The 15,111-nt window shown below is 69.4% G+C and carries 1 protein-coding gene (only partly in view); it reads right to left on the bottom strand.

Every position in this 15,111-nt window falls within one protein-coding gene, locus B7R87_RS00925, for a non-ribosomal peptide synthase/polyketide synthase (RefSeq protein WP_157997755.1), read on the bottom strand. The gene is 35,289 nt long; 6,714 of those nucleotides lie to the left of the window and 13,464 to its right, leaving coding positions 13,465–28,575 in view, spanning codon 4,489 (complete) through codon 9,525 (complete); reading right to left, the first codon wholly in view occupies positions 15,109–15,111. Both the start codon and the stop codon lie outside the window.

A 15,111-nucleotide genomic window follows, 5' to 3' on the forward strand; every position in this document is an offset into this window, starting at 1 on the left:
CGACACCAGACGCACCGCCAGCAGCGAATGACCACCAAGCTGGAAGAAACTGTCGTCGACCCCGACCGCAGGCAGGTCGAGAACCTGCGCGAAGGCAGCGGCCAGGAGTTCTTCCTGCACCGTCGCGGGCGCCCGGCCCGGCCCGGCCGTGTAGTCGGGGGCGGGCAACGCCCCGCGGTCCAGCTTGCCGTTGCCGGTGAGGGGGAGGGCGGTGAGGCTCACGACGGCGGAGGGGACGAGCGGGGTGGGGAGCCGCCGGGCGAGGTAGTCCCGTACACCCTCTGTCTCGTCCGTGCCCTCGCTGTCCGACGGGACGACGTAGGCGACGAGGCGGCGGTCGCCGGGGGTGTCCTCCCGGGCGATCACCGCGGCCTGTGCCACTGCCGGATGCGTCAGCAGTACGGTTTCGACCTCGCCGGGCTCGATGCGGAAGCCGCGCACCTTGACCTGGTCGTCGGCGCGTCCGGCGAAGACGACCTGTCCGTCGGCCGTCCAGCGGGCCAGGTCCCCGGTGCGGTACATGCGCTCTCCCGCGGGCCCGTACGGGCAGGCGACGAAACGCTCACCGGTCAGTGCCGGACGGTTCGTGTACCCGCGGGCCAGCGGCGTTCCGGCGACGTAGAGTTCCCCGGTCACACCAACCGGGACCGGCTGGAGGCGGTCGTCGAGGACGTACAGGCGAGTGTTGGCGATGGGCCGCCCGACGGGGATCACACCGTTGGCGAGGGTGTCGGTGTCCAGCCGGGCCGTGGCGACACCGATGGTCGTTTCGGTGGGGCCGTAGTGGTTGAAGACCCGCCGCTCACCGGCTGCCGACACCAGCTCCTCCACCAGTGCCTTCGGGGCGGCCTCACCGCCCAGGACGAGGGATCCGGCCGGGAACACGGCGCCTGTGCCCGCTCCGGCGGTGAGTGCCGCGAGATGGGAAGGCACCACCTTGAGAGCGTCGATCCGCTGGTCCGCGACAAAGGACGCGACCGCGACCGGGTCGGTGACCGCTTCCGCGTCCAGCACATGCAGCCGGCCGCCGGTCGCCAGGCTGATGAACACCACCGTGTTCCCCAGGTCCGTCACCTGCGCCTGCAGCAGCCCATACCGCGCGCCGACGGCCGTCCAGCCCAGCCGTACCGACACGGATTCCACGTAGTTCGCGAGCGCCCCATGGGTCACACCGACGCCCTTCGGCATCCCCGAAGAACCCGATGTGTACATCACGTACGCCAGGGCGGACGGAACCGTCGCCTGCGGTTCCAGAGGTACGCCGTCCGGCAGTTCTTCCAGCTGTACGACAGTGGGTCCCGTACTTGCGCCGGGCAGTTCCGCATCCGTCGCCCCGTCCGCGAGCACGATCCGGGCTCCGCTGTCGGTGAGCATGAAGGCGATCCGCTCGGCCGGCAGCTCGGTGTCCACGGGCAGATACGCGGCACCCGCACGCCACACGCCCAGCACCGCCGTGATCGTTTGTACGCCCGGGGCCAGGCACAGTCCGACGACCGAGTCCGGCACCACTCCGTGGGCGCGCAGGCCGCGGGCGATACGGTCCGCTTCGCCGGCGAGCCGGGCATAGGTCAGCTCGACTCCGTCGGTGACCAGGGCAACGGCGTCCGGGGACTCCTCCACCCGGCGCCGGAACAGTTCGTGGACTCCGGAGCCCGTGACGGTCGTCGCCGTGTCGTTCCACTGGTGGAGCAGCACATCGCGCTCGTCGGGCCCCAGTAGTTCCACGCTGCCGAGCCGGGTGGCGGGGCTGCCGGTCAGCGTGTCCACCACCCGTACGAACCAGCCCGCGATCCTGTCCGCCGTCGGGGCGTCGAACAGGTCGGCCGCGACGGTCATCGACCCCTGGCATCCGGCGGGACGTCCGTCCGAGTCGAACGTCTCCGCCAACGAGACGTTGAGGTCGAACCGCGCGGATGCCGTCGAGGGACCCGACGGAGCCGACGGGCCGGCCGTGGCGGAGTCCGTCGAGGGAGTTGACGGGCCGGCCGTGGCCGGTGCCGCCGCACCACGGGCACCGGACTCCGGGAGCTCCAGCGCGACGCGGTCGGTGTTCTGGAGCGTCAGCATCGTCTGGAACAGGGGATGCCGTGACAGCGACCGCTCGCGCGCCAGCTCCTCCACCAGTTTCTCGAACGGCACGTCCTGGTGGGCGAAGGCCTCCAGACTGCTCCGCCGGACCCGGCCCAGCACCTCCCGGAACTCCGGATCGCCGGAGAGCTCGGTCCGGATCACGAGGCTGTTGACAAAGAACCCGACAAGGTCGTCGAGAGCCTCGTCGGTGCGGCCCGCGACCGCCGAGCCGATGGGGATGTCGGTCCCGGCACCCAGCCGGGAGAGGGTCACCGCCAAGGCGGCCTGGAGCACCATGAACGGGGTGGCGCCCTCCGCCCGGGCCAGCCTCACCAGGCGCCGGTGTGCGTCGGCCCCGAGCCTCAGCGGCACGACGTGGCCGCGGTGGCTCGCCACGGCGGGACGCGGCCGGTCGGTGGGCAGGGCCAGCTCCTCGGGTGCTCCGGCGAGCGCCTGCCGCCAGTACTCCACCTGCGCCGACAGCAGACTGTCCGGGTCCGTTTCGTCACCGAGGAGGTCCCGCTGCCAGAGGGTGTAGTCCGCGTACTGGACCGGCAGCGGCTCCCAGGCCGGGGCTTCGCCGCGGAGGCGGGCAGCGTAGGCGGTGGAGATGTCCCGGCTCAGCGGTGCCATCGACCAGCCGTCCGTGGCGATGTGATGGAGCAGGACCACGAGTACGTGCTCGTCCGGACCGACCCTGAACAGCGAAAACCGGACCGGGGGCTCGGCCGCGAGGTCGAAGGCGTATCGGGAAGCCCGGTCGACTGCCGCAGCCAGTTCCTCGGGCTCGATGTCGACGGCCTCAAGTTCCCGGTCGAGGTCGTCGGAGCCGAGGATGTGCTGATACGGCTCGCCGTCGACGGCGGGGAACACGGTGCGCAGCGACTCGTGGCGCGTGACGACATCGTGGAGTGCCGCCGCGAGAGCTGTGGTGTCGACGGCGGTGAGCCGTACGACGACGGGGATGTTGTAGGTGGGGCTGGGGCCTTCGAGGCGGCTCAGGAACCAGAGCCGTTGCTGGGCGAAGGAGAGTGGTACGCGTTGGGGTCGGTTTTCTGCTGCGGTGAGGGGTGTGCGGGCGGGCCCGGTGGCCGTGGTGGTCAGGCGGGCTGCGAGGGAGGCGGGGGTGGGGGCTTCAAAGAGGGAACGGACCTGGAGTTCGAGGCGGAGGGTCACGCGGATCCGGGAGACGAGGCGTACGGCGAGGAGGGAGTGGCCGCCGAGCCGGAAGAAGTCGTCGTCGACGCTGACGGAGTCCAGTCCGAGGACATCGGCGAAGAGGGCGCAGAGGATCTCTTCGTGGACGGTGGCCGGGGCCCGGCCGGTGTTGGTGGCGATGGCGGGCGCGGGGAGGGCGGTGCGGTCGAGTTTTCCGTTCACGGTCAGGGGGAGTTCGGGCAGGGTGACGAATGCGGCGGGGATCATGTAGTCGGGCAGGCGGCCTGCCACCCATGCCCGCAGATCGTCGGTGTCGGATGCGGCTACGACGTAGGCCACCAGGGCGCCGTCACGGGCGACGACCGCGGACTGGGTGACCTGGGGGTGGGCCAGGAGTACGGCATCGACCTCACCCGGCTCGATACGGAAGCCCCGGATCTTCACCTGATCGTCGGCGCGTCCGGCGAAGACGAGCTGCCCGTCGTGCGTCCAGCGGGCCAGATCCCCCGTCCGGTACATCCGCTCACCACCAGGACCATACGGGCAAGCCACAAACCGCTCCCCCGTCAGGCCAGGGCGGTTCACATAGCCCCGAGCCAGCCCCGCACCCGCCACATACAACTCTCCCGCGACGCCGACGGGGACCGGCTGGAGCCGGGCATCCAGGACATAGAGGCGGGTGTTGGCGATCGGGCGGCCGAACGGCACCGCACCAGGGCGGTCCGGATCCACCTCCGCCGCAGCGACCATCACCGTCGCCTCGGTCGGACCATACGTGTTCACCAGCCGACGACCCTGCGACCACACCTGCGCGGCCGGTTCACCGATCGCCTCCGCACCCACCAGCAGGGTGTCCACCCGCTCCAGCACCCCGGGGTCGATCACACCCAACAGGGACGGAACGACACTGGCAGTGGTCACCCCTTCCAGCTCACGCAGCCGCTCCGGCTCCCGGCGCTGCTCCTCGGTCGCGATCCACAACGACGCACCCGACGACAACGCCACCGCCACATCCAGCACCGACGCGTCAAAACCGAAGGACGCAAACTGCAACACACCAGCACCCGGACCCGCACCCATCACCGGACCGAACACCGACACCAGATTCACCAAAGAGCCGTGCGAAACCCCAACACCCTTCGGCACACCCGACGAACCCGACGTATAGATCACATACGCCAGCCCGGACGCGTGCCCGGCACTCTCCACGACCGGTTCACACGCAGCCGACTCCGCAAGCTCCCCCGGCCCCACCACCAACGCCGCACCCGCATCCGCCAGCATGAACTCCACCCGCTCATCCGGCAGCGCCCCCTCCACCGGCAGATACGCAGCACCCGCCTTCCACACACCCAGAATCCCGACCACCATCTCCACACCACGCCCCAGCCGGAGTCCGACCACCGACTCCCGACCCACACCACGGGCCCGCAACCAACCCGCCAACCGACCCGCCGCCACATCCAACTCGCCGTACGAGACCTGGGCCCCGTCAGCCACCACCGCCACCGCACCAGGCGTCGAAGCCGCCCACCCCTCGAACAACCCCAACACCGACCCGGGCGCCACAACCACCCCGGTGTTGTTCCACTCACCCAACACCTGAGCCCGCTGACCCGAATGGAGAACCTCCACCTGCCGCAGCGGCAGATCCTCGGCACCGTCACATGTCCCCGCCAGGACATCCAGTACGTGCTGGGTCGCCGTGCGCAGCATGTGTCCGACCGTGGCCGCGTCGATCGGTGCGACGGCTTCCACGGTGAAGCCGATGTCGTCGGGTCCCAGGTCGTTCACCGCAACAGTCAGCGGATAGTTGGTCCGCTCACGGACCAGAAGGCTGCGCATGCCCTCGAAGGTGCGTCCGTCGTCGCCGCTGGTGGTGCTCTGGTCCGCGTGCCTGTAGTTCAAGAGTGACGTGAAGAGCGGGGTACTGCCCTCGATGCCACTGGCACGCTGGGCCACCGCCAGCGGGGCGTGCTCGTGCTCCAGCAGCGCCGCCAACTGGGTCCGCATCGCCTCGACCGCACCCCGAACACCGAGCAGCTCGGTCCGGACCCGTACCGGCAGAGTGTTGATGAACGGGCCCAGGACCCGGTCTGCTGCCTCGCCCGCGTTCATCCGGCCGAAGAGAACGGTGCCGAACACCACGTCGTCCCGGCCCGCCAACACCGCCAGCACCCGGGCCCACACCACATGCAGAACAGTCGCGGGGCTCACTCCCAGCGCACGCGCCACTTCCCTCAGCCGCAAGGCGGTCGCTTCCGGCAGCCGGACCAGTTCGGTTGCCACGTCACCGCCGCCACGCACATCCAGAACCCCGAGGGGCGCGGTCGGTTCGCCCACATCGCCCAGCAGTCCGGCGAAGAACTCTTCGTGTTCCGAGCGGGCGACGCCACGAGTCCGGGCCACGAAGTTGCGGAAGGGCATGGCCTCGGCGAGCTGCTCGGTCCGGCCGCTGAGCACGTCCCACAGCTCGCGGAGCAGAACATCCATGCCCAGGTGGTCCTGGAGCATGTGGTGCATGCGCAGCGCAGCCAGCCAATGCCCCTCTGTCGTCTCCGCTGTGTGCAGGTCCATCAACGGGGCCCGCTCAAGGTCCATGACCGCGCCGGCGAGGGCGACGAGGGCATCCGCGTGCTCAGTGCTGATCTCGTACTCGACGACCGGGAGTACGGCGTGCCGCCGGACCACCTGGACCGGTTCGCGCAGACCGTCCCAGACGATGCCGGTGCGGTAGATGTCGTGCCGGTCGATCACCTGCTGGAGAGCCCGGGTGAACGTCTCCAACCGGCCCCGGGAGTCGAACTCCAACAACCTCAGGGTGAGATAGACATCGTCCTCGTCCTCAGCCATGAGGTGGTGGAAGAGCATGCCTTCCTGGAGGGGTGCGAGGGGGTAGATGTCCGCGATGTTCGCGGCCCCGCCCTCGACCGTGGCAACCACGCGGTCGATCTCGACCTGGTCCAGCTCGACCAGCGGCAGCATCCCCGGGGTGATCCGGTCCGTACCGTGCGGGATCAGGTTCTCCGGCACCGGAACCGACACCGCACCCGCAGCATCCGCCAGACCAGCAGGAGTCGGCGTCTCGAACAACGCCCGCACGGAGACCGACACACCCCGCACCCGCAACCGCTCCACCAGCGTCACGGCGAGAAGGGAGTGGCCGCCGAGCCGGAAGAAGTCGTCATCCACCCCGACGGAGTCCAAACCGAGGACATCGGCGAAGGCAGCGCAGAGAATCTCCTCCTGGACCGTGGCCGGAGCACGGCCCTCACCCGCAACGACAGCGGGCGCGGGCAGAGCAGTGCGGTCGAGCTTCCCGTTCACCGTCAACGGGAGCTCGGGCAGGGTGACGAATGAGGCGGGGATCATGTAGTCCGGCAGGCGTCCCCACACCCATGCCCGCAGGTCATCCATGTCGGATGCGGCTACGACGTAGGCCACCAGGGCGCCGTCGCGGACGATGACCGCTGACTGGGTGACCTGCGGATGAGTCAGGAGTATGGCTTCGACCTCGCCGGGCTCGATACGGAAGCCCCGGATCTTCACCTGGTCGTCGGCGCGTCCGGCGAAGACGAGCTGACCGTCGTGCGTCCAGCGGGCCAGATCCCCCGTCCGGTACATCCGCTCACCACCAGGACCGTACGGGCAGGCGACGAACCGCTCACCGGTGAGGCCAGGACGGTTCACATAGCCCCGCGCCAGACCCGCACCCGCCACGTACAGCTCCCCCGCGACGCCCACCGGGACCGGCTGCAGCCGGGCATCCAACACGTACAGGCGGGTGTTGGCGATCGGGCGGCCGAACGGCACCGGACCAGGGCGGTCCGGATCCACCTCAGCTGCCGCGACCATCACCGTCGCCTCGGTCGGACCGTACGTGTTCACCAGCCGACGACCCTGCGACCAGAGACGAGCAGCCGGCTCACCGATGGCTTCTGCACCCACCAGCAGGGTGTCCACCCGCTCCAGCACCCCCGGGTCGATCACACCCAACAGGGACGGAACGACACTGGCAGTGGTCACCCCTTCCAGCTCACGCAACCGCTCCGGCTCCCGGCGCTGCTCCCCGGTCGCAATCCACAACGACGCACCCGACGACAACGCCACCCCCACATCCAGCACCGAGGCGTCGAAACCGAAGGACGCAAACTGCAACACCCCGGAACCCGGACCCGCACCCATCACCGGACCGAACACCGACACCAGATTCACCAAAGAACCATGCGAAACCCCAACACCCTTCGGCACACCCGACGAACCCGACGTATAGATCACATACGCCAAACCCGCCGGATCCACCCCGGGAAGAGAAGCAACAGGCTCACAACCAGCCGACTCAGCCAACTCCTCCATCCCCACCACCAACGCCGCACCGGCATCAGCCAGCATGAACTCCACCCGCTCATCCGGGAACGAACCCTCCACCGGCAGATACGCAGCACCCGCCTTCCACACACCCAGAATCCCCACCACCATCTCCACACCACGCCCCAGCCGGAGTCCGACCACCGACTCCCCACCCACACCACGCCCCCGCAACCAACCCGCCAACCGGCTTGCCGCCTCATCCAACTCCCCGTACGAGACCTGGGCCCCGTCAACCACCACCGCCACCCCACCCGGCGCCTCAGCCACCCACCCCTCGAACAACCCCAACACCGACCCGGGCGCCACAACCACCCCCGTGTCATTCCACTCGGCCAACACCCGAGTCCGCTCACCCCCATCCAGCACATCCACCGCATGCACCCGCACCTCAGGTGACACAGTCACGACTTCCAGCACCCGGGAGAACCAAGAGGCGAGCCGTTCGACGGTCGCCGTATCGAACAGGTCCGCGGATGCGACCAGCGCCCCGCGCAGTCCCGCCGGGCGGCCGTCCTCGTCGAATTTCTCCGACAGCGAGAAGTCGAGATCGAAGCGGGCCGACAGCAGCGAGTTGTCGAGCGGAGGGCTGCCCGCGCCGACCTCGGGAAGGTCCAGCACGGCGCGTTCGGTGTTCTGGAGGGTCAGCATGGTCTGGAACAGGGGGTGGCGGGCCAGTGAGCGTGTCGGGGCCAGCTCCTCCACGAGCTTCTCGAACGGCACGTCCTGATGCGCCAGCGCACCCAGACTCGCCTCCCGCACCCGGCCCAGCACCTCACGGAACTCCGGATCACCCGACAGATCCGTCCGGACCACCAACGTGTTCACAAAGAACCCCACCAAACCGTCCAACGCCTCATCCAGACGCCCCGCCACCGCCGAACCCACCGGAACGTCATCACCCGCACCCAACCGCGACAACAACACCGCCAACACCCCCTGCAACACCATGAACGGCGTCACACCCTCCACCCGGGCCAGGTCGGTCAAGCGCTGATGGACCTCAGCGGGCACCACCAACGGCACCGCATGTCCGCGATGACTCGCCGCCGGGGGGCGGGCCCGGTCGGTCGGCAGGGCCAGCTCCTCCGGCACCCCGGCAAGCGCCTGCCGCCAGTACTCCACCTGAACCGACAGCAGACTCTCCGGGTCCGACTCCTCCCCCAGCAGCTCCCGCTGCCACAGCGCATAGTCCGCGTACTGCACCGGCAACGGCTCCCACACCGGAGCAGCACCACACGACCGCGCCGCATACGCCACCGACAGATCGCGTCCGAGCGGTCCCATGGACCAGCCGTCGCTCGCGATGTGGTGCACCACCAGCACCAGAAGCCGCTCCTCCCCGGCACCCGCCCCCTCGCCCTCGCCCTCGAACAGCCACGCCCGAACCGGAACCTCCACCGACAGATCGAACGCATACCCCACCGCACCCCGCACCGCATCCACCGCACCACCACCCACACCCACCACCGACAACCCCCACTCCAACTCCTCCACACCCACCACCCGCTGATACGGCTCCCCCTCCACCACCGGAAACACCGTCCGCAACGACTCATGCCGACCCAGCACATCCCGCAACGCAACACCCAACGCGGGAACGTCCAGGTCTCCGGACAGCCGGATGATCACGGGCATGTTGTAGGTCGGGCTGGGGCCTTCGACCTGGGCCAGGAGCCATAGTCTCCGCTGCGCGTACGACAGCGGGATCCGTTCCGGACGCGGCCCTGCCAGCAAGGGCGTACGGGTTCGGCTCGCCGTGCCGGCCAGGTGGGCCGCCAGTCCGGCGACGGTCGGGGTCTCGAAGAGGGTCCGTACCTCCACCTCGGCGCCGAGCGTCGCTCGGATCCGGGAGACGAGCCGTACCGCCAGGAGGGAGTGCCCGCCGAGCTGGAAGAAGCTGTCGTCCACGCCGACCGAATCCAGGCCGAGCACCTCCGCGAAGGCCGCGCAGAGCAGCTCCTCCTGCTCGGTGGCCGGGGCGCGGCCCGCGCCCGTCGCGTACTCGGGGGCCGGAAGCGCGCGCCGGTCGAGCTTGCCGTTCACGGTCATCGGCAGGGCGGCCAGCGCCATGACGGCCGCCGGAACCATGTAGTCGGGCAGGCGTCCGGCCACGAACTCCCGCAGCCCGGCGAGATCGCTGTCGTCGTCGCCGTCCTCGCCCGCCGGGACGACGTAGGCGACGAGTCGCCGGTCTCCCGGCGTGTCCTCGCGGACGACGACGGCGGCCTGGCGGACGTCGGGGTGGGTCACGAGTACGGTTTCGACCTCACCGGGCTCGATGCGGAACCCGCGGATCTTCACCTGGTCGTCCGCACGGCCGACGAACATCAGCCGCCCGTCCGCGGTCCACTTCACCAGATCCCCGGTCCGGTACATCCGCTCACCACCGGACCCGAACGGACAGGCGACGAACCGCTCACCCGTCAGACCCGGACGACCCACATACCCCCGCGCCACACCCGCACCCGCCACATACAACTCCCCCACCACACCCACCGGCACCGGACCCAACCCCGCATCCAGCACAAACACCCGCGCATTCACAATCGGCGTACCAATCGTCGGCTCATCACCCACCGACAACCCACCCGACATCGACGCACACACCGTGATCTCCGTCGGACCGTACGCGTTGATCAGACGACGCCCCGGAGCCCACCGGTCGATCAGCACCGAGTCCAGCGCCTCACCCGCCGACACCAGCGTGCGGATCGAAGCCAGGTCACCCGGCTCCAACGCCCCCAACACGGCGGGTGGCAGCGTCGCATGCGTCACCCCGTGGCGCTCCACCAGCCCGACGAGCCCGTCGCCCGCATCCAGCCCCTGCCCCGGCGCCATCACCAGCACCCCACCCGAGCAGAGCGTCACCAACACCTCCGACACCGCCGCATCGAACCCCACCGACGCAAACTGCAACACCCGCGCACCCGCACCCACCCCGAACCGCTCCCCCTGAGCAGCCACCAGATTCACCACACCCCCATGCCCCACAGCCACCCCCTTCGGCACCCCCGAAGACCCCGACGTATACATCACATACGCCAACCCCAACCCGCCGACCACCACATCCGGCAAGCCCTCCGGCTCCGCAGCAACCAGCGCCGACGTCACCGCATCGTCCAACGCCACCAACGACACCCGCCCCACAGGCACATCACCGAGAGACTCCTGAACACCCAGAACGAGCCGCGCCCCACTGTCCGCCAGCATGAACGCCAGCCGGTCCACCGGCAGCCGCCCGTCCAGCGGCAGATAAGCCGCACCCGCCTTCAACACACCAAGAATCGCCGTCACCAGATCAACACCCCGCGGCAGACACAACCCCACCACCGACTCCGCACCCACACCCCGACCCACCAAATACCGCGCCAACCGACTCGACGCCGCATCCAACTCCCCATACGACACCTCAACACCCCCGGCAACCACCGCCACCGCATCCCCAGCCTCAACCACCCGCCCCGCAAACAACTCCACCACCGACGAACCCACCACACCCCGACCCGTCGCATTCCATGTGGAGATCACCTGCTCGTGTTCCCGCCCGTCGAGGAGTCCGACGGCGGACAGGCGACTACCGGGGGCCGCGGTGAGGCTGGCCAGTACTCGTGCGAACCAGTCAGCGAACCGCGCGGCCGCGGGCTCGTCGAACAGATCCGCCGCCACGGTGACCACCCCGCGCAGCCCCGCCGGCCGGCCCTCGCCGTCGAACTGTTCCATGATCATCACGTCGACGTCGCACTTCACCGATGAGGTGACGGCACTCTCTGCGGCCGACGCCGCACCGGTCACCACACCGGGGAGTTCGAGCCCGGCACGCTCGACGTTCTGCAAGGTCAGCACGGTCTGGAACAGCGGGTGGCGGGACATCAGCCGCTCGGGCGCCAGCTCTTCGACAAGCTTTTCGAAGGGGACGTCCTGGTGGGCAAAGGCCCCCAGGCTCGCTTCCCGCACCCGCCCCAGCACCTGCCGGAAGTCCGGATCACCCGCCAGATCCGTCCGGACCACCAGCGTGTTCAGGAAGAACCCGACCAGGTCCTCCAAGGCCTCGTCACCGCGTGCCGCCACGCCCGAGCCGATCGGGATGTCGATCCCGGCACCGAGCCGCGACAGCGTCACCGCGAGGGCTCCCTGCAGCACCATGAACGGCGTCGCGCCTTCAGTACGCGCCAGATCGGCCATGCGCCGGTGTACCTCGGCCGGGATGCGGAGAGACGCAGCATGACCGCGGTGGCTCGCCACGGCGGGACGCGGCCGGTCGGCGGGCAGGGCCAGCTCCTCGGGCGCACCTGCGAGCGTCTGTCGCCAGTACTCGACCTGGGCCGACAGCAGACTCTCCGGATCGGATTGGTCTCCGAGGAGGTCGCGCTGCCAGAGCGTGTAATCGGCGTACTGGACCGGCAGCGGCTCCCACGCCGGGGACTGCCCGCCGAGGCGCGCCGTGTAGGCGGCAGAGATGTCCCGGCCCAGCGGCCCCATGGACCAGCCGTCACCGGCGATGTGGTGCATCACGGCCACGAGCACCTGCTCGTCGTGGCCGGCCTCGAACAGCCACGCGCGCAGCGGCAGCTCCGCCGAAAGGTCGAACGCGTACCGCGCGGCCCGTCCCACGGACTCCGCAAGGGCCTCGGTGGTCACCCTGCTGTGCTGAAGCTGCCAATCGAGATCCCGCAGCTCCAGGATGTGCTGGTACGGCTCGCCGTCGACAGCCGGGAAGACCGTACGCAGCGACTCGTGACGCCCGATCACATCCCGCAACGCCGCACCCAGCGCGGAGGCGTCCACGCCGGAGAGCCGTACGACGACGGGGATGTTGTAGGTGGGGCTGGGGCCTTCCAACTGCGCGAGGAACCAGAGCCGGCGCTGGGCGAAGGAGAGTGGTACGCGGTCGGGCCGGCTTCCTGCTGCGCTGAGGGGTGTGCGGGCGGGCCCGGCGGCCGTGGCAGTCAGACGGCCTGCGAGAGAAGCGGCGGTGGGGGCTTCGAAGAGGGACCGGACCTGGAGTTCGAGGCGGAGGGTCGCGCGGATCCGGGAGACGAGGCGTACGGCGAGGAGGGAGTGGCCGCCGAGCCGGAAGAAGTCGTCGTCGACGCCGACGGAGTCCAGTCCGAGGACATCGGCGAAGAGGGCACACAGGATCTCTTCGTGGACGGTGGCCGGGGCCCGGCCGGTGTTGGTGTCCATGGCGGGCACGGGGAGGGCGGTGCGGTCGAGTTTTCCGTTCACGGTCAGGGGGAGTTCGGGCAGGGTGACGAAGGCGGTGGGGATCATGTAGTCGGGCAGACGGCTCGACACCCATGCACGAAGATCGTCGGAGCCCGATACGACGTAGGCCACCAGGGCGTCGTCGCGGACGATCACCGCGGCCTGACGAACGTCGGGGTGGGTGAGGAGTACGGCTTCGACCTCGCCGGGCTCGATACGGAAGCCCCGGATCTTCACCTGGTCGTCGGCGCGTCCGGCGAAGACGAGCTGACCGTCCGCCGTCCAGCGGGCCAGATCCCCCGTCCGGTACATCCGCTCACCCGCAGGACCGTACGGGCAGGCCACAAACCGCTCACCGGTCAGGGCGGGGCGGTTCACATAGCCCCGCGCCAGACCCGCACCCGCCACATACAACTCCCCCGCCACCCCAACCGGGACCGGCTGAAGGCGGGCATCCAGAACATAGAGGCGGGTGTTCGCGATCGGGCGTCCGAACGGCACCGGACCTTCCCTGCCGGGATCCACGTCCGCCGCAGCGACCATCACCGTCGCCTCGGTCGGACCATACGTGTTCACCAGCCGACGACCCTGCGACCAGAGACGAGCAGCCGGCTCACCAATCGCCTCCGCACCCACCAGCAGGGTGTCCACCCGCCCCAGCACCCCCGGGTCGATCACACCCAACAGCGACGGAACGACACTGGCAGTGGTCACCCCTTCCAGCTCACGCAACCGCTCCGGCTCCCGGCGCTGCTCCTCGGTCGCGATCCACAACGACGCACCCGACGACAACGCCACCGCCACATCCAGCACCGACGCGTCGAAACCGAAGGACGCAAACTGCAGCACACCGGAACCCGGCCCCGCACCCATCACCGGACCGAACACCGACACCAGATTCACCAGAGAGCCGTGCGAAACCCCAACACCCTTCGGCACACCCGACGAACCCGACGTATAGATCACATACGCCAGCCCCGCCGGATCCACCCCAGGACGAGAAACAACAGGCTCACAACCAGCCGACTCCGCAATCTCCCCCGGCCCCACCACCAACGCCGCACCCACATCCGCCAACATGAACTCCACCCGCTCATCCGGCAGCGAACCCTCCACCGGCAGATACGCAGCCCCCGCCTTCCACACACCCAGAATCCCGACCACCATCTCCACACCACGCCCCAGCCGGAGTCCGACCACCGACTCCCCACCCACACCACGCCCCCGCAACCAACCCGCCAACCGACCCGCCGCCACATCCAACTCCCCGTACGAAACCTGGGCCCCGTCAACCACCACCGCCACCCCACCAGGCGCCTCAGCCACCCACCCCTCAAACAACCCCAACACCGACCCCGGCGCCACAACCACCCCCGTGTCATTCCACTCGGCCAACACCCGACCCCGCTCGACCGAATCGAGGATGCTCAGCGAGTCCAGTGCCGCTTCGGGGGCTCCGTCCCAGATGGCGTCCAGGGCCTCGACGACGCGTTCCAGAGCCGTAGCGAAGAGCCGGGTGACAGCTCCCGTGTCGATCGGTGCCACGGCTTCCACGCTGACGCTGAGCCGGTCCGGACCGAGGTCGTTGACCGCCACGGTCAGCGGGTAGTTGGTGCGGTCACGTGACGAGACCGCGCGGATGCCGTCCATCGACTGCGGCGGGGTACGCCCCTCCTCGTCGCGGTCTCCCCCGTGCCAGTAGTTGAAGAGGGAGGTGAACAGCGGGGCATTGCCGTCGACCCCACTCGCCTGCTGGGCCACCGCCAGCGGGGCGTGCTCGTGCTCCAACAGTGCGGCCAGCTGGGCTCGCATCTGCTCGACAGCGGTGCGGACCCCGGTTCGCCCGGTCGGAAGGCGTACGGGAAGCGTGTTGATGAACGGGCCCGGTATCCGGTCGGCTGCCTCGCCCGCGTTCATCCGGCCGAACAGCACCGTGCCGAACACCACGTCGTCCCGGCCCGACAGCACGCCCAACACCCGGGCCCACACAACGTGGAGGACCGTCGCTGTGCTCACGCCCAGTCGTCGGGCTGTCCGATGGAGACGTCCGGTAACGTCGTCCGCGACCGTGAAGGTCTCCGTTTCGGCATCGCTGCCGTCACCGCGGACGTCGAGGACGCCGTAGGGCGCGGTCGGCTCGTTCACATCGCCCAGAAGCTCCGCGAAGTACCGTTCGTGCTCGGAGCGCGGCACACGACGGGTCTGGGCCACGAAGTTCCGGAACGGGACTGCCGGTGCCAGTCGGTCGGTCTCTCCGTCGAGCACGGCTTGCAGTTCCCGCAGCAGTACGTCCTTCCCGAGGTGGTC

This window comes from Streptomyces tsukubensis (assembly GCF_003932715.1).
GTDB classification, from domain to species: Bacteria; Actinomycetota; Actinomycetes; order Streptomycetales; family Streptomycetaceae; genus Streptomyces; species Streptomyces tsukubensis.